Origin of the sequence: Pseudomonas sp. NFR09 (assembly GCF_900111535.1) — a bacterium.
GTDB classification, from domain to species: domain Bacteria; phylum Pseudomonadota; class Gammaproteobacteria; order Pseudomonadales; family Pseudomonadaceae; genus Aquipseudomonas; species Aquipseudomonas extremorientalis.
Genome location: NZ_FOIH01000001.1, coordinates 438,661 through 462,520, shown reverse-complemented (window position 1 = coordinate 462,520; position 23,860 = coordinate 438,661). Strand labels below are relative to the sequence as shown.

Sequence of the window (23,860 nt, the reverse complement as noted above, 5' to 3'; positions counted from 1 at the left end):
CATGACGCAGCCCACACTCACCCGCAGCTGGGTGGCCTCCGCCAACGGTCACACCGATTTCCCCTTGCAGAACCTGCCACTGGGTGTGTTCAGCATCAACGGCGGTGCGCCACGCAGTGGCGTGGCGATTGGTGACTCGATCCTGGATCTGCATGCCGCCATCGACGAGTTCAGTGGTGATGCCCGCCGCGCCGTCGAGGCTACCGCCGGTGGTCAACTGAACGCATTTTTTGAACTGGGCCGAGGCCCGCGCGTGGCCCTGCGCGAGCGTCTGCTGGAACTGCTGGCCGAAGGCAGCCCATTGCAAACCCGCGAGGCACAGGTACTGCACCGCGCCGCCGATTGCCGGATGCACGTACCGGCGCAGATCAACGACTACACCGACTTCTATGTGGGCATCGAGCACGCGCAGAACGTCGGCAAACTGTTCCGTCCCGATAACCCGCTGCTGCCCAACTACAAGTACGTGCCGATTGGTTACCACGGCCGCGCCTCGACCATCCGCGCCTCGGGCGCCGACGTGCGTCGTCCCAAGGGCCAGACACTGCCGGCCGGCCAGACCGAACCGACCTTCGGCCCGTGTGCACGCCTGGACTATGAGTTGGAACTGGGTATCTGGATCGGCCAGGGCAACGAGATGGGCGATTCGATTGCCATTGGTGACGCGGCGGACCACATCGCCGGTTTCTGCCTGCTCAATGACTGGTCGGCGCGGGATATCCAGGCCTGGGAATACCAGCCATTGGGGCCGTTCCTGTCGAAAAGCTTCATCACCACCATCTCACCGTGGGTGGTCACGGTCGAGGCACTTGAGCCGTTCCGCACAGCGCAACCGGCGCGCCCCGAAGGCGACCCGCAACCGCTGCCGTACTTGCTGGATAAACGCGACCAGGCTGCGGGCGCCCTGGATATCGAATTGGAAGTGCTGCTGACCACCGCCGCGATGCGCGAACAGAACCTGCCGGCATTCCGCCTGGCCCTGAGCAACAGCCTGCACATGTACTGGACTGTCGCGCAATTGGTGGCGCACCACAGCGTCAATGGCTGCCAGTTGCAGGCCGGTGACCTGTTTGGTTCGGGCACCTTGTCCGGGCCGCAGGCGGGCCAGTTCGGCAGCCTGTTGGAAATGACCGAAGGTGGCAAAAAGGCGGTCGAGTTGCCGTCCGGCGAGGTGCGCAAGTTCCTCGAGGATGGCGACGAAATCATCCTGCGCGCCCGCTGCCGCCGCGAAGGCTTTGCCTCCATCGGCTTCGGCGAATGCCGTGGCACCGTGGTCGCGGCGCGCTAGGAGGGCCCGGCGATGGAACTCTACACTTACTACCGTTCCACTGCGTCGTACCGGGTGCGCATTGCCCTGGCGCTCAAGGGCCTGGATTTCACTGCCGTACCGGTCAACCTGCTGGTGCCGGCGGGCGGTGCCAATCGCCAGCCGGAGTACCTGGCGATCAATCCGCAGGGCCGTGTGCCTTCGTTGCGCACCGATGAGGGCGAGCTGTTGATTCAGTCGCCGGCGATCATCGAATACCTGGAAGAACGTTATCCACAGGCACCGCTGCTCTCCAAGGACTTGGCGACCCGCGCCCATGAGCGTGCGGTGGCCTCGATCATCGGCTGCGATATTCATCCGCTGCACAATTCCAGTACCCAGAACCTGCTGCGCCAGTGGGGGCATGACGAGGCGCAAGTGCTGGAATGGATCGGCCATTGGATCAGCCAGGGCCTGGGTACGGTGGAGCAGTTGATCGGTGACACGGGGTTTTGTTTTGGCGAGCAGCCGGGGCTGGCCGATACGTTCCTGATTCCCCAGTTGTATGCGGCGGAACGCTTCAAGGTGCCATTGGCGGCGTACCCGCGCATCGGGCGGGTGGCGGCATTGGCGGCGCAGAATCCGGCGTTTGTGAAAGCACACCCCGCCAATCAACCTGACACGCCTTAGGACACACTGTGGAAGGGTGCAAGCCCCTTCCACATTTTGACCTGCAACACCCTTATAAAAATAATAGGTACCTTGCGATGCATAATCAGATTGCCAGCTTTCGCGCGGCACTCGACGCCCGTCCGGTGTCGCGCTACCAGTGGTTGATTCTCCTGTTGCTGGCGCTGCTGCTGGTGACCGATGGCTACGACGCCCAGGTCCTGGGTTATGTGGTGCCGGCGCTGGCCCAGGACTGGGGGCTGGAGAAGGCTGCCTTTGGCCCGGTGTTCAGCGCCAACCTGCTCGGGCTGACCTTGGGCTCGTTGCTGGTCACCCCGCTGGCGGATCGTTTCGGGGTACGCCGTATCCTGCTCGGCTGTGTGCTGATCTACGCCACCCTGACTGTGCTGATGGTGTTCGCCAACTCGCTGACCACGTTGATGGCCGCCCGATTCATCTGTGGCATCGGCATGGGCGGCGCAATGCCGAGTGCGATGGCGTTGATGTCGGACTATTCCCCTCCACGCCTGCGCACATTGATGGTGACTTTGGCGGCTTGTGGTTTCTCGTTCGGCGGCGCGGCAGGCGGGTTTGTGGCGGCGGGGTTCATCGAAGGGTTTGGCTGGCAGGCCGTGTTTCTCGCCGGTGGCGTGACGCCGTTGCTGCTGTTTCCGTTTCTGGTGTGGCTGTTGCCGGAATCCTTGCCACGTCTGTTGCGCGACGCTCCGCCTTATGCGCGGCTGCAAAGCGTGACGTCGCGGATGTTGCCGGGCTGGCAACCGCCGTTGGCCACCGAGGCGCAAAACCAACAGGAGCAGGGCAGCAAACTGACGGTGGTGGAGTTGTTCCGCAATGGTTATGCACGACCGACGCTGCTGATCTGGGCGACCTTTTTTGTCAGCCTGATCCTGTTGTACTTCATGATCAGCTGGTTGCCGTCGCTGCTGCTGGAAAGTGGACTGGCGTTGAAAGAAGCCAACCTGGTGACCTCGATGTTCCTGTTTGCCGGGACCTTGGGCGCCATCGGCATGGCCTGGTTCGCCGACCGTTTGAAAAGCAAGGTGCGGCTGTTGTCCGGCGTGCTGGCGATAGCGGCGGTGTGCACCATCCTGCTCGGCCTGAACCATGACAACCCCCGTTACCTGGTGGCCTGTGTGTTTGCAGCCGGGTTTTGCATCATCGGTGGGCAACTGACGCTCAATGCCTTTGCCAGCAATTTTTATCCGGCACAGGTGCGCGCCACGGGGACGGGCTGGGCGTTGGGGGTGGGGCGGTTTGGTTCAATCCTGGGCCCATTGTTTGGCAGCATGTTGCTGGCGATGCATATCCCGGTGGAGCAGATTTTCTTCTTCTGCGCGATACCGGCGGTAGTGGCGGCGTTGTTGATTATCCAGGTGCGTTCGCCTGGGGCTGGGGGGCCGAAGAGCGCGATGCCCGGCGATATTCTCAAGGCACCGGCCAATCACTGACACTGCGAGCGAACTAGCTGTGGCGAGCGGGCTTGCCCCGCGCTGGGTCGCGAAGCGGCCCCTAAATTGGGCCTGCTACGCAGTCCAACGCAGGGCAAGCCCGCTCGCCACAGAAAGAGATAATCTCCTGAAAGTCGTGGGTTCAGTGCACCACTGAGTTGGGCGGCAAATGCCCCAGCCGTTCGGTCAGGCGCAGGCGCTGGATCGGGTCTTCGCTGAGCATCAGCGCGTGTTCCAGATCGAAGCGCTCGGCGTTGGGGCAGTCCAGGCGCTGGTACAGGCTGGCCCGTGCCAGGTAATCGGCGGCGCTGGCATTGCCCAGTTCCAGCACACGTTCGGCGTCGACCAGGGCCTCGAGCGGGGCGTCGTTGGACAGGTGCAATTGCCGCAGGTTGCGGGACAGTCGCTGCAGGATCGAACGCGGGTCGGCGGTGTGCAGGTGGTCGGCCTGCAGCTTGAGGTTGGGGCCGTACTGGCGTTGCAGCAGGTCGCGGCAATCATTGGGATACAGGCGCCGGCCGCCGCATGGGTCCAAGAGGTGATCGGCGCCGGGTACGCGCAGCAGGAAATGCCCGGGGAAGTTCACGCCGACCATGGGGATATCCATCCGTCGCGCCAGCTCCATGGCGATCAGCCCCATCGCCAGGGGTTGTCCGCGCTTGCGTTGCAACACCTTGTCCAGCAGGGCGGCGGCGGGGCGCAGCGGGGTGAATTCATCCTGGGCAAACCCAAGGTCATTCAGGCGCCGCAGCAGCGGCTGGCCCAGCTCATCCGCCGGCAGCATGGGCATGCCGATGCTCACCTGTTGTTGCAGCAGCGTCAGCTCCTGCAGGATCACGGATGGCTGCACCGCCGGGTCATGCTCGGCCGCAATCCACAACGCTGCTTCAAACAGCGCGGGTGGGGAGCGTTCCAGGCAGGCGAAAAAGGCTTTGCGGGGGTTCATTGCGTTCTCCGGCGGATGCCCCCGTTTTAGCCTTGCTGGGAATTTTCGTCCAGTGGCTTGGGAAATATCCTGCGCGCTTATGTCGCAAGTCCTGCGAAATTGAACGGCTTATTCCAGCGTATTCCGGCAGTTTTCTACCGCAAGCCTATACTTGGCCCACTACCAGAAGTGACTCGGGAGCTTGACGATGTTTGCTCTCATGCACAGCACCCGCCTTGAATCGCTGCACTTGAGCGTCGACCCGGTCACCGGGCTGAAGGCGGTCATTGCCATCCATAACAGCCGTCTGGGGCCTGCCCTTGGCGGCTGTCGCTACCTCTCCTATCCCGACGACGAAAGTGCCGTGGCAGATGCTGCGCGCCTGGCCCAAGGCATGAGCTACAAGGCGGCCCTGGCCGGTTTGCCGGTGGGCGGTGGCACCGCCGTGATCCTGCGTCCCGCTCATGTGGAAAACCGTGCCGCCTTGTTTGAAGCCTTTGGACGTTGCATCGAACAGCTCGACGGACGCTACATCACCGCCATCGACAGCGGCACTTCGGTGGCCGACATGGACTGCATCGCCCAGCACACCCGCTACGTCACCAGCACCACCGCTGCGGGCGACCCTTCGCCCCACGCTGCCATGGGCGTGTTCGCCGGCATCCGCACCACCGCCATGGCACGCCTGGGCAGCGACAACCTCGAAGGCTTGCGTGTCGCCATCCAGGGCCTGGGCAACGTCGGCTTCGCCCTGGCTGAACAACTGCACGCGGCCGGGGCCGAACTGCTGGTGAGCGACATCGACCACGGCAAGGTGCAACTGGCCATGGAGCAACTGGGCGCACACCCCATCGCCAATGACGCCTTGCTCAGCACGCCGTGCGACATCCTCGCCCCCTGCGGCCTCGGTGCCGTGTTCAACCGCCAGAGCGTCGGCCAACTGCGCTGCGCCGCCGTGGCCGGTTCCGCCAGTGCACAACTGACCCACCTCGACAACGCGGATCAACTGGAGGCGCGTGGCATCCTCTACGCACCGGACTACGTGATCAACTCGGGAGGGCTGATCTACGTCGCCCTCAGGCACAGCGGCGCAGAGCTCCCTTCCATCACCGCGCACCTGTCCAACATCGGCACGCGCCTCACCGAAATCTTCGCCCACGCCCAGGCCGAAAAACGCTCACCCGCCCGCGTGGCCGACGAACTCGCCGAGCGCCTGCTTTACCAATAGCCAGGTATTAAAAAGGCCCTGAACCAATGATTCAGGGCCTGTTCAATTCGGGCTTTATTCCGCCGCCGCGTTCAGCAACTCGGACAACGCGTCCGGCTGGCTCTTGAACGCCTTGGCGAACACATCGCGGTTCTTCGCCATGTAGATCCCGGCTTCTTCCACCTGCTGCTCGCTCAGGGACGGCACGGCTTTTTGCAACACTTCTGCGAGCAACTCGGCGAGTTCAAGCATCTTGTCATGACGGTCAGCTTCGGCTTTATCCATGAACAAACGCTCCAGATCTCGGCTGCTGCGGTATACCACTTCGACGGCCATTCACCACCTCACATGCCTTCACGATAGTTGTGTTTTGCGACTACTGTATTTATATACAGCGAAAAGGGTAAGCCAAACCGTGGGGTTTGGGTAGCAGTTTTTTAATGTAGTCTGGAAATACGGGATTGGAGTGCCTTATATCACCCCGCCATCATCTTATACCTGCCCCTGGCCTTTTTTCTGCATGCAGAACAACCGTCACGTCCAACCCGCATTATCCGGTCGAGTCGACCTAAGGAAGCATCATCGTGAAAATCAACTGGGCCGAAAGGCTGCGCCAGCAAGTACATGGTCTGGCCGAGTCCCTGGGCAATCTGTTCGTCGAGTCGTTCCACTACCTGGCGCTGTTCGCCATTGGTGCGGTGACGGCCTGGGCGGCGGTGATGGAGTTTCTGGGGATGCTGGAGAACGGACACATCAAGATCGATGACATCTTGCTGCTGTTCATCTACCTGGAATTGGGCGCGATGGTGGGGATTTACTTCAAGACCAACCACATGCCGGTACGCTTCCTGATCTACGTGGCAATCACTGCGCTGACGCGTCTGCTGATCTCCAACGTGTCCCATCACAACCCGCCGGATGTAGGCATCATCTACCTGTGCGGTGGGATTCTGCTGTTGGCGTTCTCGATCCTGGTGGTGCGCTATGCCTCATCGGCATTCCCTTCCGTGAAGGTCGAAGGCCCGCGTCGCAAGGGCGAGGCGAGCCTGGAAACCGAGAAGGGCGAGCTTTAAAGCCCGACGCTGAAGGGCAGGGTACGGGCAGGCGGGCGCTGTAGCAGTTTGTGGTCGCCATCCGTCATCACCGTGAGGATGTCCATGGCGCTGTGGCCCTGCTCGATGGCGATGCCGAACTGGATGCTCTGCACCAGACGCTTGAGCCGCTTGGGATCATTGCGTTGCTCGGCGCTGATCATGCGTTTGGCTACCACGCCCTGCTCGTTGGAGAGGGTCAGCATGATGCTGCCGTCCAGGCGTTGGATGCTCAGATTGACGCGGTATTGCGGGGTGAAGGTGTCGGTGATGATCTGAAAAGGATTGTCCATGGTGTGTTACCGCCTGATAAGAACATGCAGTCATTGACGACCGGTGTCGGGATTAGTTCGCGTCTCCTGACCACCGGCCACTTCGTCGTTGAGGTTTAACAAAGTCCGTTTGCCTCATGAGCTGTACAGCAAAGGCCGTGCCGTGTGGAGCGCGTATCCCAATGTGGGAGGGGGCTTGCCCTCGATAGCAGACTTTCAGCCAATGAATACTTGGCTGGAAGACCGCTATCGGTGGCAATCTCCCTCCCACCGTTGTTTTGGGTCGTGCTTGAGTGGGGTGACCTGTTTCAGGGCAGTCCCGAGAAAACGATCGCTGACAGCGCAATCAAGCCAATCAGCACTCCACCCAACTGACCGCCAGGCCGCCCCGTGAAGTTTCTTTGTATTTGTCATGCATATCGGCGCCGGTATCGCGCATGGTGCGGATCACCCGGTCGAGGGAAATGAAGTGCTTGCCGTCACCGCGCAGGGCCATTTGCGTGGCGTTGATCGCCTTGACGGCGGCGATGGCGTTGCGCTCGATGCACGGCACTTGCACCAGGCCACCGACCGGGTCGCAGGTGAGGCCCAGGTTATGTTCCAGGCCGATTTCCGCGGCGTTTTCCAGTTGCTCGGGGGTTGCACCGAGCACGTCGGCCAAGCCGGCGGCTGCCATGGCGCAGGCCGAACCGACTTCGCCCTGGCAGCCAACCTCGGCACCGGAAATGGAAGCGTTTTTCTTGCAGAGGATGCCGACGGCGGCGGCGGCCAGGAAGAAATTGACCACGTCGTCGTCAGACGCGTCGGCGTTGAACTTCATGTAGTAATGCAGCACGGCCGGGATGATCCCGGCGGCACCGTTGGTCGGCGCTGTGACCATGCGCCCGCCGGCGGCGTTTTCTTCGTTGACGGCGAGGGCGAACAGATTGACCCATTCCATGGCGGACAAGGTGGAGGTGATGACATTCGGCTTGCCGATTTCCAACAGGCTGCGGTGCAGTTTCGCCGCGCGACGTGGCACATCCAGGCCGCCCGGCAGGATGCCTTCATCGCGCAGGCCTTGCTCCACGCATTCGCGCATCACCGACCAGATATGCAGCAGGCCACTGCGGATATCGGCGTCGCTGCGCCACGCACGTTCGTTGGCCATCATCAGTTCGGAAACCCGCAGGCCGTGCTTGTTGCACAAAGCCAGCAGTTCGACAGCGCTGGAGAAGTCGTAGGGCAATTGCACATCGCTGGCTGGTGCGATGCCGGAGGCGGCTTCGGCGGCTTCGATAATGAAACCACCGCCTACCGAGTAATAGGTTTGCTCGCTCAGCAGGCCGTTTTCACCGTAGGCGTGCAGGGACATGGCGTTGGGGTGGTAGGGCAGGCTTTCGTCCAGTAGCAGGAGGTCGGTGTGCCAGTTGAAGGCAATGTCCTGCTGGCCGGCGAGTAACAGTCGGCCGGATTCACGCAGTTGCTGGATATGCGCATTGATCGAGGTGGGGTCGACGGTGTCCGGCCACTCACCCATCAGGCCCATCACACAGGCGCGATCGGTGGCATGGCCTACACCGGTGGCGGACAGCGAGCCATACAAGCGTACTTCCACGCGGCGGGTGCCGCTCAACAATCGTTGGTCGATCAGGGCTTGGGCAAAGGTCGCCGCCGCGCGCATGGGGCCGACGGTATGGGAGCTGGAAGGGCCGATGCCCACTTTGAATAGATCAAAAACACTGATAGCCATGCTAAACCCTTACAAGCAATGGAGTAGGAATCGCTGCCATGTTTTGTAGGACGAGCGCAATTGGCGCGATACTGAGCCTCTGGCACGGCACTGACCAACGAATTATCCTAAGACACCCTTTAGCAGGACTAAACGCTATGATCCGGCCCCTCCATGGCCAGACGTATGTCTGGCTGCACGTTTTTTCCTGTGCTGCGCGGCACCTGTCGTTCACCCGTTGCGCCGAAGAACTGCACATCACGCCGGGCGCGGTGAGCCAGCAAATCCGCCAGTTGGAAGAGCGATTGGGGTTTCGTCTGTTTCATCGACGCGCCCGTGGGGTGGAGCTGAGTGCCGAGGGGCAACGTTTGGCCGCGACGGTGGGCGAGGCCTATGGCAGCATCGACGCGGAGTTGCAGCGCCTGGACGCGGGAATGATCAGCGGCACCCTGCGCCTGCGCTCGATCCCGTCGTTTCTCGGCAAGTGGCTGACCCCTCGGTTACCGCGTTTGCAGCAGCGCTTTCCGGATATCCAATTGCGTATGGTCGCCGAGGACAGCAGCATCGCCTTGCATGAGGGCGACTTCGACCTGGCCGTCGACTTGAACGACGGCAGCTACCCCGGCCTGTTATCCACCGCCTTGCTCGACGAGCAGATCTTCCCGGTGTGCGCGCCGAGCCTGCTACGCGGTCGCCCACCGTTGCATGGGCCGGCCGACCTGGTGCATTTCCCGCTGCTGCATGACATCACCGCCTGGCGTGGCAGTTATGAGTATGCGGAGTGGGAGTTTTACTTGAATGCCATCGGCTACCACGACGCCGATGTGCGCCGTGGCCACACCTTCAACCGCAACCACCTGACCATCGAAGCCGCCATCGCCGGCATGGGCGTGGCCATCGCACGCCGCACCTTGCTCAACGATGAATTGGAGCGCGGCACCTTGATCGTGCCCTTCGGCCTGGCCGTGCCTAACCATAAACGCTACGTACTGCTGTATGCGCCGGGTGCGCTGAGCCATCCGGGCGTGCGTGCGGTACATGATTGGCTGGTGGAGGAGGCGGAGATCTTTCGCGGATTGCACCCGTTGGGTGAGGGGCAACTGTAAGGTTGATTGCACGTAAGAAGATGTAACTAACTCCCCACCCTAACAGCGTTTTTGCTCGTCGTCAGGCTTAATTTGTAATGTAGGATTTATCTTTGCAAAGGGGTTGAATTGTTCTGCGGACTGCTCAATTGTGTAATCAAGAGGTCATGGTTTCACCGCCCCGGTGTCGCAGTTGTGACCTCTCGCGAGCTAGCTGAAATAAGGGAAGAACTATGCAAATCCAAGTCAATAGCGATAACCATATTGAAAGCAGCATCCGACTGGAGGAGTGGGTACGTACTACCATTGAGAGCACGCTCGAACGTTACGAAGAAGACCTGACCCGAGTGGAGGTCTACCTGCGGGATGAGAACGGCGACAAGCCCGGTCCCCACGATTTGAGTTGCCGCCTGGAAGCGCGGCCAAAAGGCCATCAGCCACTGTCGGTGCTGCATAAGGCCGATACGCTGGAACAGGCCATCGACGGTGCGGCGACCAAGCTGGACCATGCGTTGGAACATCTGTTTGGCAAACTGCAAGGCAAGCCACGCGCTGCCGCGAAAAACCAGCCAATCAATAAAGTGAATGAAGACGCGTTGGAAGAGGAATTCCTGGAAAACGAAAACGCTGTCATTAACGGCTGACCGATTTTCACCCCCCTACAAACGGGCCTGCAACTGCAGGCCCGTTTTCATTTACTGTCCGCGTCGGAAAAAGTACCGGCTCGATAGCGCCAGCCCACACGCACCCAACCCTGCAAACAGCATCGCCCAGCCGGCACCGTGGCGCAGTGCGGCCTGGGCCTGCGCGGCGTTCAACGCCGGTACATCGAGCTTGCCGGCCGCAATGTTCTGGCTGATGCCCGGCCAATCCAGCGCCGTGGTTTCGGGCAGCACACCGGCCAGTTGATCGCTGATCCCCAGCAACAGCACCAGCCCCATCAACGCGATGTTGAGCGCCAGGGTAATCAGCCGTGCGCTGAGGTCGATGCCCGAGGCCATGCCGGCGCGGTCCGCCGACACCGAGCCGGTCGTGGTGTTGGTGGTGGGGGAGTTGGTCAGCGCCAGGCCTGTGCCGGCAATGATGCAAGTGCCCAGGATCAGCAGGATACTGGGTTGCGCCACCCCATTGGCAGCGGCCATGGCCAGGAAACCTACACCCATCAAGCCCAGGCCCAACGGAATGATGCGCTCGGCGCCATAGCGCAGGGCCAGGCGCTCAGCCAGCGGCGGTACCAGCAGTGTGGGCAGGGTGTAGGCGAGCAGGGCGCCGCCGCTGGTCAGGGTGTCGTAGCCCAGGCCGGCCTGGAAATACAACGGCAGGTAGATCATGAACGGCCAGAAGCTGAAATTCATGCCGATCGAGCCCATCAAGGCGCCATTGAAGCGCTGGATGCGCAATACCGAGAAGTCGAACATCGGGTGGGCGCTGCGTCGTTCAACGACGATGAACAACAGCAACCCGGCCACCGTCAGTCCCGCCCAGCCGAGCATGACCGGTGTGCCAAAACCGTTCTCGGTGCCCTGGGTGATGAAATAGACCAGCGCGAACACCGACAGCGTCAAGGTGAGCATACCGGCGATGTCCAGGCGATGGCCGGCCGGGTCACGGGACTCCTGCACGCTGACATGCAACAGCACCAGGGTGAACAGGGTGAGCGGTACATGCACCAGGAACACCCAGCGCCAGTCCGCTACTGCCAGGATCAACGCCCCCACCATCGGCCCGAAGCCCAGGCCCACGCCGGCGATTACACCCCAGATTGCGAACGCCCGTGCCCGCGCCGCCGGTTCGCGAAACAGGTGCGACAGAATCGCGAACTGGCAGATCATCATCGCCCCGGCGCCCACGCCCTGGACGAAGCGCGCGGCAATCAGCGTCGGTGCATCGTTCGCCAACCCACACGCCAGCGAAGCCAGTCCGAACAACCATAGGCACAGCACCAGTATGCGCTTGCGGCCAAAACGGTCCGCCAGGCTACCGGCTGCCATCAATACGCTGGTGCAGGCCAGGGTGTAGGCATTCATGATCCATTGGGCATCCTGGAAGCCTGTGCCCAATTGCTGCTCCAGCGTGGGCAGGATCACCGGCACGCTGGAGATTTCCAGGCCGAACATCAGGGCGACGAGGCACACGGCGGTGAGGGCGAGGCCGTTTCTGGCGGTGCGAGGTGGGTTGATGGCCGATAAGGTGGCGGCGGGTGGCATGGGATTCTCCTGAGGTCGAGGGGCCGTTAGATTTTCAGGGGAATCTGTTTCTTTATTCGTGATAAGTTTTCCGTCAACAGGGGAATCAAGGGCGACAATAAAATCATGGCCACTGCGCGTTTCGATGGCATTGAACTCTTTCTGCAGATCGTCGAAAGCGGCAACCTGACGGAAGCCGCCGAACGCCTGAACCTGACGCGCTCGGCGGTGGGCAAGGGTCTGGCGCGGCTGGAGGCGCGGCTGGGGACTTGCCTGTTGCAGCGCTCCACTCGCCGCCAGCGTCTGACGGAAGACGGGCAGGCTTACTACGAGCATTGCCTGCGCGCACTGGCCGAACTCGAAGCCGCCGAATCGGTGCTGGAGAGTGGCCGGCAGTTGCCACGCGGCCGGCTGCGCGCCAGCGTGCCGCTGGCCTTCGGGCATCACTATGCGGCGCCCGCGTTATGGGGGTTGATGGACCGTTACCCGCAACTGGAGATCGAGGTGTGTTTTGCTGACCGTATCACCGACCTGGTGCAGGAAGGCTTCGATATCGCCGTGCGAATCGGTGCTTTGCCTGACACCGAACGCTTGAGTGCACGGCGCCTGGGCGAACAGTCCGTGGGGCTGGCCGCTTCACCGGCGTACTTGCAGCGGGTGGGACGGATTGAATCGACGGATGACCTTGCCGGCCACCGCGGCATTGCCTACCGCAGCAACACCCCGCACCGTTCGCGGGTCGTATCGCCGTTGGTGCTGGATGACCTCCAGGCCGTGGCGGACGCTGCTATCGCGGGCGTCGGCCTGGCCTGGTTGCCCAGTTGGTTGATTGCACACTATGTGCTGCGCGGGCAGTTGGAAGCGGTGTTGCCCGCCTACCGTGAGCAACCCTCGCCGATCCACGTGATCTGGCCGACCGCCGCGCATATGCCGGCCAAGACCCGCTGCGCCATCGACGCCCTGGTCGCGGCCACTCCCAGTTGCCTGGCGGGCAGTTAGAACGCAATCGAGGTCTGTACGTACACCGTGCGCGGCTCGCCGACGTATTTGCCCTTGTTGTTATCGTCGAACGAGCGCGTGTAGTACTGCTTGTTGAAGATGTTTTTCACCCCCACCGCCACGTTCAAATCCGACAACTGCGGGCCGAAGTCGTAGGCGGCACGGCTGCTGAACAACATATAGCCCGGGATACGTCCGTTGGCACCGTCGGCACTTTCGGCCTGGGTGTTGGCGTTGTCGGCGAACTGGCTGCTCTGGTAGCTGCTGTCCAGGTTGAGTTTCCAGCGGCCTTCGGTGTAACCCACGCCAAGGGTGCCTTTGTGCTTGGACGAGAAGGGCACGCGGTTGCCTTTGTTCGGGCCGTCCTCGCGGATGGTGGCGTCGACGTAGGCGTAAGTGGCGTACACATCAAACCCGGCCAGCGCCGGGCTCAAGCCATCGAGCGCGTAGTTGACGCTGGTCTCGATACCCTGGTGGCGGGTTTCGCCACGGGCAATAACCGAGTCGTTGGTCTGGTTGCTTTCGTACTGGTTGTCGAAGTTGATCAGGAACGCGCCGATCTCGGCACGCAAGGTGCCGTCGTCGTAACGGGTACCCAGTTCCCAGGTGCGGGCTTTTTCCGGTTTCACTTCGCCGCTGGTCACGCGGTTGGGCATCTGGCTGTACTGCACGCTGCCGAACGAACCTTCGGTGTTGGCATAGAGGTTCCAGCTGTCGGTGAGGTGGTAGAGCACGTTCAGTGCCGGCAGCGCGGTGTTGTAGTCACCCTTGTATTTGACGTTGCTCAGGTTGTTGGTCTGCTGGGACTCGATCATCTCGTAGCGCACGCCCGGGGTGATGGTCCACTTGCCGATATCGATCCGGTCGTCGATGAAGAATGCATTGGCTTCGGTGCCGCCACGGGTGTCGCGGTCGTTGCGGCTGTTGGTAGTGGGAATCTGCTGGTTGGCGGCAATCGGCGTGCGATAGCGCAGCTCGTGGCCGGCCTCGTTGATGTAGCGGTAGCCGACGCCTACTTCGTGGCTGGTCGGGCCCACATCAAAGCCTTGGGCGAAGCGGGTCTCGATGCCACGCACCCAGTACTCGCGCGGGGACAGCGAGAGGAAGGTGCCTTGGTCCAGATAACCGCTGCGCAAGGTCTTGGTGAAGAAGCTGTTCACGGTGAATTCGCGACGGTCCTGCTCATAGCGATAGCCGACGTTGAACATCGTACGGCGGCCCCAGAACTTGTCGTAGGGGCGGGTGGACTGGTATGGATCGGCCTTGTAGTCCGCAACGTTCAACCCCCCAGGCATATCGGCCTGGCCTTCGTAGTACTGCGCCATGGCGTTGAAGCTGTTGGCGTCGTCGAGCTGGTATTTGCCCTTGAGGATCAGGTCATCGATGCGCGTGTTGCTGTTCTCGCGCCAGTCGCCGCCACGGGTGCCGGAGTACAGCAGCGCACCGCCCAGGCCATTGTCGGCCGTGCCGCCGGCCAGCAGGTTGCCGGTGGTCTTGAAGCCGTCATGGCTGGAGGACGGGCTGGTTTCGGTCTGCAGGCCGCCCTTGACCGTGGGCGCATCCGGGATCGCCCGGGTCACGAAGTTGACCACGCCACCGACGTTCTGCGGGCCGTAGCGCACGGCGCCGCCGCCACGCACCACGTCGACGGCATCCATGTTGCCCATGCTGATCGGCGCAAACGACAGTTGTGGTTGGCCGTACGGCGCAAACGGCACCGGAATACCGTCCATCAGCACCGTGGAGCGCGAGGCCAGGCGCGGGTTGAGGCCGCGAATACCGAAGTTCAGCGCCATGTCGTGGCTGCCGGTGCCGTTGTTGTCCGGGGCGTTGACGCCGGGGATGCGATTGAGCACGTCCCTGGCCTGGGTGGCGCCCTGGCGTTCGAACTCTTCGCGGCGGATCACATCTCGGGCGCCGGGGTGTTCGAACACATTGGTTTGCGCTGCGTCGCCGAGCCAGTCGCCGACCACGCTGGAGGTGCCCAACTCAATAGTGGTCGGTGCATTGGCCGGTTGCAGGCTGTAGGCATTGTCGCCTTCGGCGCGGGCTTGCAGGCCGGTGCCTTCCAGCAGTTTCTGCAGGCCGTCGGCGGCGCCATAGTTACCGGACAAGCCACGACTCTGCATGCCTGCGGTGACTTGCGAACCGAAGGAAATCAGCACACCCGCTTCACGTCCGAATTGATTCAACGCCGCTTCCAGCGAAGTCGGCGCGATGTGATACGGCTTGGCATCGGCCGCCATGGCGTGTGGCAGTACCGTAAGACTCAGGCTGGCGCCAAGTAGGAACTGGCGCAGGGTGCGGGCGAGAAGCGTGGGTTGCTGGGGCATGAAGAGCGGTCCTGAGAAGGAAGGATCAAGGGGGCTTTCCTTCTCTGTCACGCGAGGTGTGGAAAACGGCTCACAGTGTTTTGAATTAATTTCAGGCGCGTGCCTGCACCGTCACCCAATACCGCGTGAAGCGCCGCACTTTCACCGGCAGGCTCACTTCCAGCAGGTCCAGAATCCGTTCGCTGTCGTCCAGCGGGTAGCTGCCGGAGATCAGCAGGTTGGCCACCTGTGGGTCGCAATTGACCTGGCCACGACGATAACGGCCGAGTTCGCCGAGGAAATCTTCCAGGCGCATGTGAGCTGCGACCAGCATGCCGTCGGCCCAGGCGCCGCTGTTGGCGTCGCTAGGGCGCGGGGTGTCCCAGCCTTTGCGGGTGAAGTTGACCTGGCGCGCGGCCTCAACCGTCAGCGGCAGGCCGCTGTAGGTGTTGGGCATTACCTCGACGCGGCCATTGAATACCGCCAACTGGGTGTGGTCGTTGAACTGACGCACGTTCATGCGTGCGGCCTGGCTGGTAAGTAGACCCTGGCCGGTCAACACGTTAAGCGGTGTGTTGCCGGCGATACCGGTCAGCAGGATTTCGCCTTCAAGCAGGCGGATCAGTCGTTGCCTGCCATCGAAGTGCACATCCACCGCGCTGCCGGTATTGAGTTGCAACTGGCTGCCATCGGCCAATTGCACCTTGCGGCGTTGGCCGATGGGGCTGCGGTAGTCGGCGCTCAGCGGCGGCAGGATATGTTGCTGGCGCAGGCCCCAGGCGGCGGCCGAACCGGCGCCGAGGATCAACAGCAACTTGAGCGCCTGGCGGCGGCTGGTGGAGGTTGGCGCGTTCAACGCCGCATGGGCAAGGGGCGAGGGCATGCCGCGCAGGCGCTGGTTGACGCGTTGCATGTGGTCCCAGGCGCGCTGGTGTTCGCTGTGGGCGTTCAGCCAGTGTTGCCAGGCAGCCTGCTGGCGAGGGTTGAGTCCACCTTGCTGCATTTCCATCAGCCAATGCACGGCCTGTTCGGCGACTTGAGTGGAGAAGTTCATAGGGCGAAATAGCAGCGCATGGCCGCTTTGGTCAGGTGACGTTTGACGGTGGCGATGGAAATCCCAAGCTCCGCGCCGATTTGCGCGTAGGTCAGCCCATCCAGTTGCGCCAGCAGGAAGGCGCGCTTGACCTGCACCGGCAGGCCGTCGAGCAGTTGGTCCAGCTCGACCAGGGTTTGCAGGATGATTGCGCGTTCTTCTTCCGATGGCGCCACGTGTTCGGGCATGTGTGCCAGGGCATCGAGGTAGGCGCGTTCCAGGTCTTGGCGGCGGTAGAAGTTGAACAGCACGCGCTTGGCAACCGTAGTGAGAAACGCGCGGGGCTCGACCAGGGTGGGCGTTTCCCGCGCGGTGAGCACGCGCATGAAGGTGTCCTGGGCCAGGTCGGCGGCGCTTTCCGGGCAGCCGAGCTTGCGTCGCAACCAGCCGGTGAGCCAGTGGTGATGGTCGGTGTACAAAACTTCGACGGTGTTGGACGGGCTCAACGGGGACACTCCACAAGCATCGCCATGCTTTAGAGAACAAGAATTGTTCGCATTGTAGGGCGCATGGGTGGCTTCGGCAATCCATCCGCACAGGTGATTCATCCGTTCTGTTTTGCTTATGAGAATATTTATCATTAATATTGCGCGCTGATGAACCTGGCGCCTCCCGCATGAAAAGCAAAACCTCGCTGCCTGTCTCCTATCGTCTCGCCGTGACCTCGCGTGTGCTGGCTGCCGTGGTGGGCGGTTACCTGATGGCGTCCCTGGCCAGCATCTGTCTGGCGCTGTGGCTGCCTACTTCTCGCGCCGATGCGGTGATCACCGGAATGATGAGTTCCTTCGTGTTTTACCTGCTCGCTGTGCTCTGGTGTTTCGCCTGCCGCAGTGCCGCACGCGCCTGGTTCGGTGTGCTGCTGCCAAGTGCGGCGTTCGCCACCCTGGCGGGCGTGGGCTTGTGGATGACACGAGTATGAAAGAGGGTTTCCGTCAGGCCATGGCCTGGTTGCACACCTGGGCCGGGTTGATCTTCGGCTGGCTGCTGTTTGCGATTTTCCTGACAGGCACCCTGTCGTATTTCAAGGATGAGATCAGCCACTGGATGCAGCCCGAAGTGCAGGCGCGTCCTCTGGACGATGCACGCAGCCTCACCGTCGCCCAAACCTATCTGCAGCAGGTCGCACCCACCGCCGCACGCTGGTTCATCACCTTGCCGGACAGCCGCGACCCCGGCCTGTCGGTGATGTGGCAGGACAAAGTCGACCCCGGCAAACGTGGCAACTTCATCCAGAAAACCCTCGACCCCGTCACCGGCCAGGCCGTGCAGGCCCGTGAAAGCATGGGCGGCGAGTTCTTCTACCGGTTCCACTTCCAACTGCAAATGCCTCACCCGTGGGGGCGCTGGCTGTCGACCATCGCCGCGATGGTAATGTTCATCGCGCTGATCACCGGCATCATCACCCACAAGAAAATCTTCAAGGACTTCTTCACCTTCCGTCCCCGCAAAGGCCAGCGTTCCTGGCTCGACGGGCACAACGCGGTGGGTGTGCTGGTGCTGCCTTTCCATCTGATGATCACCTACAGCAGCCTGGTGATCTTCATGAGCATGGTGATGCCGGCGCCGATCCTGGCTTCCTATGGCAACGACACCCGCGCCTTTTTCAGCGAGGTGTTCCCGAACACCAACAACGCGCCTGCATCGGGCCAGCCAGGCATGTTGCTGCCGCTGGTGCCGATGTACGAGCAGGCGCGGGCACAGTGGGCGGGCGGGCATGTGGGGCGCGTGGCGGTGAATAACCCCGGCGATGTGAACGCCTCGGTCAATGTATTGCGCGCCGGTTCCGACAGCGTAGTGCACGATTTCGGCAGTACCGTGTCCTTCAATGGCAGCACCGGCGAACTGTTGCGAGTGAGCGGCGGGCAGTCGCTGCCGGCGGCCATCGGCGGCAGTTTCTACGGCCTGCACATGGGCCATTTCGCCGGCCCGGTGCTGCGCTGGTTGTACTTTATCTGCGGGCTGGCGGGCACGGCGATGATCGGCACCGGGCTGGTCATCTGGCTTGGCAAGCGTCAGCTCAAGCACCTCAAGAGCAATGTGATGCCGTTTGAACTGCGTCTTGTGGAAGTACTCAACATCGCCAGCATGTCCGGCCTGATGATCGCCATCGCGGCGTTTTTCTGGGCCAACCGCCTGCTGCCGGTGACCTTCGCCGAACGTTCCGGCTGGGAAGTGCAAACCTTCTTTATTGCCTGGGGCCTGAGCCTGCTGCACGCCATCCTGCGGCGTGGCCGCCAGGGTTGGGTCGAGCAGTTGAGCGTCGGCGCATTGCTGTTTATAGCCATTCCATTGCTCAACGCGTTGACCACCTCGCATCACCTGGGCGTTTCATTGGCCACCGGAGACTGGGCCATGGCCGGCTTCGACCTGACGTGCCTGGCCAGCGGAATATTCCTCGGCTGGGCCGCCTGGAAGATGCGGCATCGCACCGTGCCTGCGCCCAAGGTTGAACGCACACGCGGGTTGACGCTCAAGCAGGAGGCGAACTGAATGCTGCTTGCACTGCTGATGTGCTACGCCGGGTTTGCTGCGCTGTGCTTGTCCACCGACCGTCATCACGGCGAACTGTTGCACAGTAGACCCACGCCTCGCCGGCGCCTGGGTTTGCGTGTGGCCGGGTGGTTGCTGCTGACCGTGTCGATCTGGCCCGCCGTGGCCATCTCCGGTTGGGGCCAGGGCCTCGTGGAGTGGTGCGCCGTGTTGATGCTCAGCGCACTGCTGTTGGTGCTGCTGTTGCCGTATCGGCCAAGGCTGGCCCTGATCCTGGCGGGTGTCGGCCTGCTCGCCAGCCCTGTCGCAGCCTTCGCCACACTCTGAGCCCGTCCATGATGATCAGCACCCCACCGGAACCCCAGGACAGCCAGCACGCTGACGCGGCCGGTGGGCGTGCGCATTTCCTGCAGGTGTTCCTGTCCCAGCGTTCGCAGATGGAGGCCCTGGTGAGTCGCCGCGTGGGGTGCCGCGCCACGGCGGCCGACCTGGTGCAGGACCTGTTCCTGCGCTTCTGGCGCCGGCCGCTGGTGCAGGTCGAAGAACTCAGCACCTACCTGCTGCGCTGCGCCGGCAATATCGCGATCGATCACCTGCGCAGCGAAGGCGCGCGGGTGCGCAGCAGCGAAGGCTGGCTGCCCGAACAGCACGACAACCAAGGCTCCGAGCCCCAGGCGGCGCTGGAAGCCGGCAATGATCTGCGCCATGTCGAAGCGGCGCTGCGCAGTTTGCCCGAGCGCACGCGGCAGATTTTCCTGCTCAACCGCATCCACGGCCGCAAGTACGCGCAAATCGCCAAGGCCATGGGCCTGTCCCAAAGTGCCGTGGAAAAACATATGATGCGTGCCCTCGAAGCCTGCAAAGCCAGCCTTCGCGACCCCTCATCCCCACGCACGCCAGGGAAAGCACCGTGAACGTCATCCCCACGCCCGCCCAGGAACAAGCGGCCCTGGCCTGGTTGAGCCTGCTGCACGACCAGCCCAGCAGTGGCGACCAGGCCACGTTCAGCCAGTGGCTGCGGGCCGACCCTGCACATGTCGAGGCCTATTCCCAGGCCCAGGTGCTGTGGGAGTTGAGCGAAGTCCCGGCGCGCAAGCTGGCGGACGAAGAAGCCATGGCCTTGCAGGGCTACCTCAATGCGATGAACACCCCGAAGCGTTCGCGGGTGCTGCGTTGGTCCGGGGCGTTGGCCATGGCTGCCTGCCTGGTGGTGATGGTGTCCATGGGGGCTGGTTGGCAGCCGTCGCGCTGGGTCGATGACCTTGGCGCTGACTACGTGACGGCACCCGGGGAAATCAAGACCGTCACGCTGGCCGACAACTCCCAAGTCACCCTGGACGCTGACAGCGCCATCGCCGTGGATTTCAACCATGGCGAGCGGCGTATCCAATTGCGTCGCGGGGCCGGCTTTTTCAGCGTGACCCACACCGGGCAATCCTTCGTGGTGGCGGCGGGCAGCGGTGAAGCGCGGGTGCTGGGCACCCAGTTCGAAGTGCGCCTGCAACCGGCAGGCGCCCAGGTGACGGTGTTGTCCGGACGGGTTGGCGTGACGCCGTCAAAGCAGGGCCAACAGCAGGTTCTTACCGCCGGCCAGCAAGTGGCCTACGCCGATGGCATTGCCGAACCAATGCATGGGGTCGACAGCGAATCACGCCTGGCCTGGCGCGACGGCTGGCTCAACTACTACAAGGCGCCCTTGGCGGACGTAGTGAAGGACCTGGGCCGTTACTACCCAGGTCGCATCCTGTTGCTTAACGAAGAGATGGGCGCCAGGCGCGTCAGCGGCAGCTTCCCGAGCAAAGACCCACAGGCTGTGCTGAATGCCTTGCAGGTGGTTCTCGGTTTTGAACAGCACCAGGTGCTGGGGCGCATGATCGTGGTGCGCTGATTACTTCAGCGCCGCCATGATCTTCTCGGGGCTGTATTCGCGAATCAGCGTGCCGTTCACGTCCACAAACGGAATCCCGCCGCCGCCCAACGCCTCATACGTCTTGCGCGCCTGGGCGTCTTTCTCGATATCGAACGCCTGGTAGGGGATGCCTTTCTGGTCCAGGAAACGGCGGATCTGCTTGCAGTACCCGCACCACGCGGTGGCATACAGCACCACGCGCGCCGAAGCGCGCACTTGTTCAGGGGCTACCTGCGATGGGTTGAACACCCGCTCGATCTTGCCCCAGTTCTGGATCACCACCACCACCAGCAATACCAGCAGGACTTTCTTGAAGACCCCGCCCAGCATCAGTTACGGCGCTTGAGCTGGTCGGTCAGCTGGGTCGGCAGGCCCTTGATGATCAAGGTGCCGGCGGCTTCGTCGTACTCGATCTTGTCCCCCAGCAGGTGTGCTTCAAAGCTGATGGACAGGCCCTCGGCGCGGCCGGTGAAGCGACGGAACTGGTTGAGGGTGCGTTTATCCGCCGGAATCTCCGGCGAGAGGCCGTAATCCTTGTTGCGGATATGGTCGTAGAACGCCTTTGGCCGATCTTCATCGATCAACCCCGAGAGTTCTTCCAGGCCCATGGGTTCGCCAAGCTTGGCCTGGCTGCTGGCGTAGTCCACCAGGGTCTTGGTCTTTTCGCGGGCGGATTCGTCGGGCAGGTCTTCGCTTTCAACGAAGTCGCTGAAGGCCTTGAGCAGGGTGCGGGTCTCTCCTGGGCCGTCGACGCCTTCCTGGCAGCCGATGAAGTCGCGGAAGTATTCCGACACCTTCTTGCCGTTCTTGCCCTTGATAAACGAGATGTACTGCTTGGACTGCTTGTTGTTCTGCCATTCGGACACGTTGATCCGCGCCGCCAGGTGCAATTGGCCCAAGTCCAGGTGACGGGACGGGGTCACGTCCAGCTCGTCGGTCACCGCCACGCCTTCGCTGTGGTGCAGCAGGGCGATGGCCAGGTAGTCGGTCATGCCTTGTTGGTAGTGGGCGAACAGCACGTGGCCGCCGGTGGAAAGGTTGGATTCTTCCATCAGCTTCTGCAGGTGCTCGACTGCGGTGCGGCTGAAGGTGGTGAAATCCTGCCCACCGTCGAAATACTCCTTCAACCAGCCGCTGAACGGGTGCGCGCCCGACTCGGCATGGAAGAAACCCCAGGCCTTGCCTTGTTTGGCGTTGTAGCTCTCGTTGAGGTCGGCAAGCATGTTCTCGATGGCGGCCGACTCGGCAAGCTCGGAGTCGCGGGCATGGAGAACTGCAGGTGTGCCGTCGGGTTTTTTGTCGATCAGGTGGACGATGCAATGACGGATCGGCATAGGCTTCTCGGCTGGTTGAGAGGGGAGCGGTGGGCCTCCCCGAAAAGTCGCCAAGTGTACCGCACCATTGGCCAAGACGTGCTTCGAAGGGTGTTTTGGGCACCTTCCGACGGGGCATATGCCTTTTTTTCACGGTTTAGAGCGATAAAGCTGACCAAATGGGTAGGTAGAGGCGGATATTTCCCCGTCTCTGTGCTAGTTTTGCCCCGTCTTACGCCAAGTCTCGGCGATAAGCGTGCATTCAGCATCTGTCAGGTCGAACCAATCCCCGTTTCAAGCATCTATAACCGCGATCTCCGTGGTTATAAGCCTGGGGTGCCAGGCCATGACGGTCGGGCTCGACGGCTGACACTGCACTCTGCAATCCATATGAATTTGATAGGGAAGGAACACCACAATGGCTATTACTAAAGACCAACTGATCGCTGACCTGGCTGAAGCAGTAGACGCACCAAAAACTACCGTGCGCGCTCTGCTGGACCAACTGAGCCAAGTTGTTGCTGACCAGCTGGAAACCGTCGGCGAAATCACTCTGCCAGGCATTGGCAAACTGAAAGTGACCGAGCGTCCTGCCCGTACTGGCCGTAACCCTTCGACTGGCGCCCCCATCGAAATCGCTGCCAAGAAAGTTATCAAGCTGGTTGTGGCCAAAGGCCTGACCGACGCTGTTAACAAGTAAGCCGCAGCAAAAAAAACCGTGCTCCGGAGCGATCCGGGCACGGTTTTTTGTTGCCTGCAATTTGTGTCTAGCGCACCCAGCGCTGGCGCCAGATCTGCTGCTCGTTCTTGGTCTGGAAGGTCCAGGCCACGAAGCGACTCTGCTTCTGTCCCTGGGACATCTCCACCACCTGGCTTTCCAGCACGCCGGCTTTTTTCAACGCCGTCTCGATCGCGGGCAAGTTCGACGCTTTTGACACCAGGCAACTGAACCACAACACCTTGTGGGCAAAATGCGCACTTTCAGCGATCAGTTGCGTCACAAAGCGCGCCTCGCCACCTTCACACCACAGTTCAGCCGATTGGCCACCGAAGTTCAGCACCGGCAACTTGCGCTTGGGATCGGCCTTGCCCAGGGCGCGCCATTTGCGTTCGCTGCCCTTGGTGGCTTCGTCCATGGACGCATGGAACGGTGGGTTGCACATCGTCAGGTCGAAGCGCTCACCCGGCTCCAGCAAGCCCAGCAGGATCTGCCTGGGGTTGGTTTGCTGGCGCAGCTGGATGACCTTGCTCAGGTCGTTGGACTGCACGATGGCCTTGGCCGCAGCCACGGCGATAGGGTCGACCTCGGAGCCGAGGAAGTTCCAGCGGTACTCCATGTAGCCAATCAGCGGGTAGACGCAGTTGGCGCCCATGCCGATGTCCAGCACCTTGACGATCGAACCGCGCGGGATCTTGCCGTCATTGGTGCTGGCCAGCAGGTCGGCGAGGAAGTGTACGTAGTCCGCACGCCCCGGCACTGGTGGGCAAAGGTAGTCGGCCGGGATGTCCCAATGCTGGATGCCGTAGAACGCCTTCAACAGTGCACGGTTGAACACCCGCACCGCATCGGGGCTGGCAAAGTCGATGCTCTCTTTCCCATAAGGGTTGATGATCACGAATTGCGCCAGTTCCGGCGTAGTCTTGATCAGCGCCGGGAAGTCGTAACGCCCTGTGTGGCGGTTGCGCGGATGCAGGGTGGCCTCTTTGCGCGGCACCACGGGTTTGGCCGTGGCTGCGGTTTTAGGCTTCTTGCGCGGAGGTTTTGGCGTGCTGGGGGCGGTCATTGGCTGCGTCGATTCTGAGGCTGTTTCAAAAGTGGCAGGTATTGTCACACATATACCGCTACCGCGTGTCGTAGTGGGAAGGGTTACTCGTGGACCCAA

At 62.0% G+C, this 23,860-nt stretch carries 25 protein-coding genes; 14 read left to right on the top strand and 11 right to left on the bottom strand.

Going from position 1 to position 23,860, the window contains the following annotated elements; translation table 11 throughout:
• Position 1 precedes the first annotated feature (1 nt).
• The 3 genes from fahA (at position 2) to BMX59_RS02040 (ending at position 3,384) form a co-directional block, all read left to right on the top strand.
• On the top strand, positions 2–1,288 hold the full coding sequence (fahA, locus tag BMX59_RS02050; RefSeq protein WP_092240910.1) for a fumarylacetoacetase: 1,287 nt from the start codon (positions 2–4) through the stop codon (positions 1,286–1,288).
• Positions 1,289–1,300: 12 nt separating this feature from the next.
• Positions 1,301–1,936, top strand: a complete 636-nt coding sequence (gene maiA / locus BMX59_RS02045; protein ID WP_093119619.1) for a maleylacetoacetate isomerase — start codon at positions 1,301–1,303, stop codon at positions 1,934–1,936.
• Between the two features lie 77 nt (positions 1,937–2,013).
• Positions 2,014–3,384: an MFS transporter gene (locus BMX59_RS02040; RefSeq protein WP_092240914.1), complete on the top strand. Its 1,371-nt coding sequence runs from the start codon at positions 2,014–2,016 to the stop codon at positions 3,382–3,384.
• Between the two features lie 142 nt (positions 3,385–3,526).
• On the opposite strand, the gene BMX59_RS02035 is transcribed toward BMX59_RS02040, so the two are convergent.
• On the bottom strand, positions 3,527–4,330 hold the full coding sequence (locus BMX59_RS02035) for a SirB1 family protein (RefSeq protein ID WP_093119616.1): 804 nt from the start codon (positions 4,328–4,330) through the stop codon (positions 3,527–3,529).
• A gap of 187 nt (positions 4,331–4,517) precedes the next feature.
• Between BMX59_RS02035 and BMX59_RS02030 the strand changes: the two genes are divergently transcribed.
• Positions 4,518–5,537: a Glu/Leu/Phe/Val dehydrogenase family protein gene (locus tag BMX59_RS02030; protein ID WP_071488616.1), complete on the top strand. Its 1,020-nt coding sequence runs from the start codon at positions 4,518–4,520 to the stop codon at positions 5,535–5,537.
• 54 nt (positions 5,538–5,591) lie between these two features.
• On the opposite strand, the gene BMX59_RS02025 is transcribed toward BMX59_RS02030, so the two are convergent.
• The gene (locus BMX59_RS02025; RefSeq protein WP_003171979.1) at positions 5,592–5,852 is read right to left on the bottom strand and encodes a YebG family protein; all 261 of its coding nucleotides are present in this window, start codon (positions 5,850–5,852) and stop codon (positions 5,592–5,594) included.
• 248 nt (positions 5,853–6,100) lie between these two features.
• On the opposite strand from BMX59_RS02025, the gene BMX59_RS02020 reads away from it, so the two are divergent.
• Complete coding sequence (locus tag BMX59_RS02020; protein ID WP_058427808.1) at positions 6,101–6,589, top strand: phosphate-starvation-inducible protein PsiE; 489 nt, start codon at positions 6,101–6,103, stop codon at positions 6,587–6,589.
• Here the strand turns inward: BMX59_RS02020 and BMX59_RS02015 are convergent.
• Positions 6,586–6,900, bottom strand: a complete 315-nt coding sequence (locus tag BMX59_RS02015) for a DUF3509 domain-containing protein (RefSeq protein ID WP_093119609.1) — start codon at positions 6,898–6,900, stop codon at positions 6,586–6,588. The genes BMX59_RS02020 and BMX59_RS02015 overlap by 4 nt on opposite strands.
• A 334-nt stretch (positions 6,901–7,234) precedes the next feature.
• Positions 7,235–8,611: an L-serine ammonia-lyase gene (locus BMX59_RS02010; RefSeq protein ID WP_093119606.1), complete on the bottom strand. Its 1,377-nt coding sequence runs from the start codon at positions 8,609–8,611 to the stop codon at positions 7,235–7,237.
• Between the two features lie 137 nt (positions 8,612–8,748).
• Between BMX59_RS02010 and BMX59_RS02005 the strand changes: the two genes are divergently transcribed.
• A complete protein-coding gene (locus tag BMX59_RS02005) occupies positions 8,749–9,696 on the top strand; it encodes a LysR substrate-binding domain-containing protein (protein ID WP_092240922.1) in 948 nt (315 codons plus the stop codon).
• Positions 9,697–9,908: 212 nt separating this feature from the next.
• Positions 9,909–10,319: an HPF/RaiA family ribosome-associated protein gene (locus BMX59_RS02000; protein WP_092240924.1), complete on the top strand. Its 411-nt coding sequence runs from the start codon at positions 9,909–9,911 to the stop codon at positions 10,317–10,319.
• Positions 10,320–10,370: 51 nt separating this feature from the next.
• On the opposite strand, the gene BMX59_RS01995 is transcribed toward BMX59_RS02000, so the two are convergent.
• Positions 10,371–11,882, bottom strand: coding sequence for an MFS transporter (locus BMX59_RS01995; protein WP_093119603.1), 1,512 nt, complete (start codon positions 11,880–11,882; stop codon positions 10,371–10,373).
• A gap of 105 nt (positions 11,883–11,987) precedes the next feature.
• Between BMX59_RS01995 and BMX59_RS01990 the strand changes: the two genes are divergently transcribed.
• Complete coding sequence (locus tag BMX59_RS01990; protein WP_093119601.1) at positions 11,988–12,860, top strand: LysR family transcriptional regulator; 873 nt, start codon at positions 11,988–11,990, stop codon at positions 12,858–12,860.
• Here the strand turns inward: BMX59_RS01990 and fecA are convergent.
• The 3 genes from fecA to BMX59_RS01975 form a co-directional block, all read right to left on the bottom strand.
• Positions 12,857–15,193 carry a TonB-dependent Fe(3+) dicitrate receptor FecA gene (gene fecA / locus BMX59_RS01985; RefSeq protein ID WP_092240930.1) on the bottom strand — a complete coding sequence of 779 codons (2,337 nt, stop codon included), beginning with the start codon at positions 15,191–15,193 and terminating at the stop codon, positions 12,857–12,859. The genes BMX59_RS01990 and fecA overlap by 4 nt on opposite strands.
• Before the next feature lie 91 nt (positions 15,194–15,284).
• On the bottom strand, positions 15,285–16,226 hold the full coding sequence (locus BMX59_RS01980) for a FecR domain-containing protein (protein ID WP_093119598.1): 942 nt from the start codon (positions 16,224–16,226) through the stop codon (positions 15,285–15,287).
• A complete protein-coding gene (locus BMX59_RS01975) occupies positions 16,223–16,711 on the bottom strand; it encodes a sigma-70 family RNA polymerase sigma factor (RefSeq protein WP_071488625.1) in 489 nt (162 codons plus the stop codon). Before BMX59_RS01975 ends, BMX59_RS01980 begins: the two co-directional genes overlap by 4 nt.
• 170 nt (positions 16,712–16,881) lie before the next feature.
• On the opposite strand from BMX59_RS01975, the gene BMX59_RS01970 reads away from it, so the two are divergent.
• From BMX59_RS01970 to BMX59_RS01950, 5 genes are read left to right on the top strand one after another with little or no spacing between them, the layout of a single operon-like run.
• Entirely contained in the window at positions 16,882–17,184 is a 303-nt protein-coding gene (locus BMX59_RS01970) for a DUF3649 domain-containing protein (protein WP_071488626.1), read from the top strand.
• On the top strand, positions 17,181–18,755 hold the full coding sequence (locus tag BMX59_RS01965) for a PepSY-associated TM helix domain-containing protein (RefSeq protein ID WP_093119596.1): 1,575 nt from the start codon (positions 17,181–17,183) through the stop codon (positions 18,753–18,755). Before BMX59_RS01970 ends, BMX59_RS01965 begins: the two co-directional genes overlap by 4 nt.
• Positions 18,756–19,082: a DUF3325 domain-containing protein gene (locus BMX59_RS01960; protein ID WP_092240936.1), complete on the top strand. Its 327-nt coding sequence runs from the start codon at positions 18,756–18,758 to the stop codon at positions 19,080–19,082.
• 8 nt (positions 19,083–19,090) lie between these two features.
• On the top strand, positions 19,091–19,669 hold the full coding sequence (locus BMX59_RS01955) for an RNA polymerase sigma factor (RefSeq protein ID WP_071488629.1): 579 nt from the start codon (positions 19,091–19,093) through the stop codon (positions 19,667–19,669).
• Positions 19,666–20,643, top strand: coding sequence for a FecR family protein (locus BMX59_RS01950; protein WP_092240938.1), 978 nt, complete (start codon positions 19,666–19,668; stop codon positions 20,641–20,643). The genes BMX59_RS01955 and BMX59_RS01950 overlap by 4 nt, the downstream gene beginning before the upstream one ends.
• Here the strand turns inward: BMX59_RS01950 and BMX59_RS01945 are convergent, their stop codons facing one another.
• Both BMX59_RS01945 and yejK read right to left on the bottom strand, forming a co-directional pair.
• Entirely contained in the window at positions 20,644–20,994 is a 351-nt protein-coding gene (locus tag BMX59_RS01945) for a glutaredoxin family protein (protein WP_093119592.1), read from the bottom strand.
• Positions 20,994–21,998: a nucleoid-associated protein YejK gene (gene yejK / locus BMX59_RS01940; RefSeq protein WP_010212893.1), complete on the bottom strand. Its 1,005-nt coding sequence runs from the start codon at positions 21,996–21,998 to the stop codon at positions 20,994–20,996. The genes BMX59_RS01945 and yejK overlap by 1 nt, the downstream gene beginning before the upstream one ends.
• A gap of 397 nt (positions 21,999–22,395) precedes the next feature.
• On the opposite strand from yejK, the gene BMX59_RS01935 reads away from it, so the two are divergent.
• On the top strand, positions 22,396–22,677 hold the full coding sequence (locus BMX59_RS01935; protein ID WP_092240941.1) for an HU family DNA-binding protein: 282 nt from the start codon (positions 22,396–22,398) through the stop codon (positions 22,675–22,677).
• A 67-nt stretch (positions 22,678–22,744) separates the two neighbouring features.
• Here BMX59_RS01935 and rlmF read toward each other — a convergent pair whose 3' ends face one another.
• Entirely contained in the window at positions 22,745–23,761 is a 1,017-nt protein-coding gene (gene rlmF / locus BMX59_RS01930; protein ID WP_093119588.1) for a 23S rRNA (adenine(1618)-N(6))-methyltransferase RlmF, read from the bottom strand.
• Positions 23,762–23,860 lie beyond the last annotated feature (99 nt).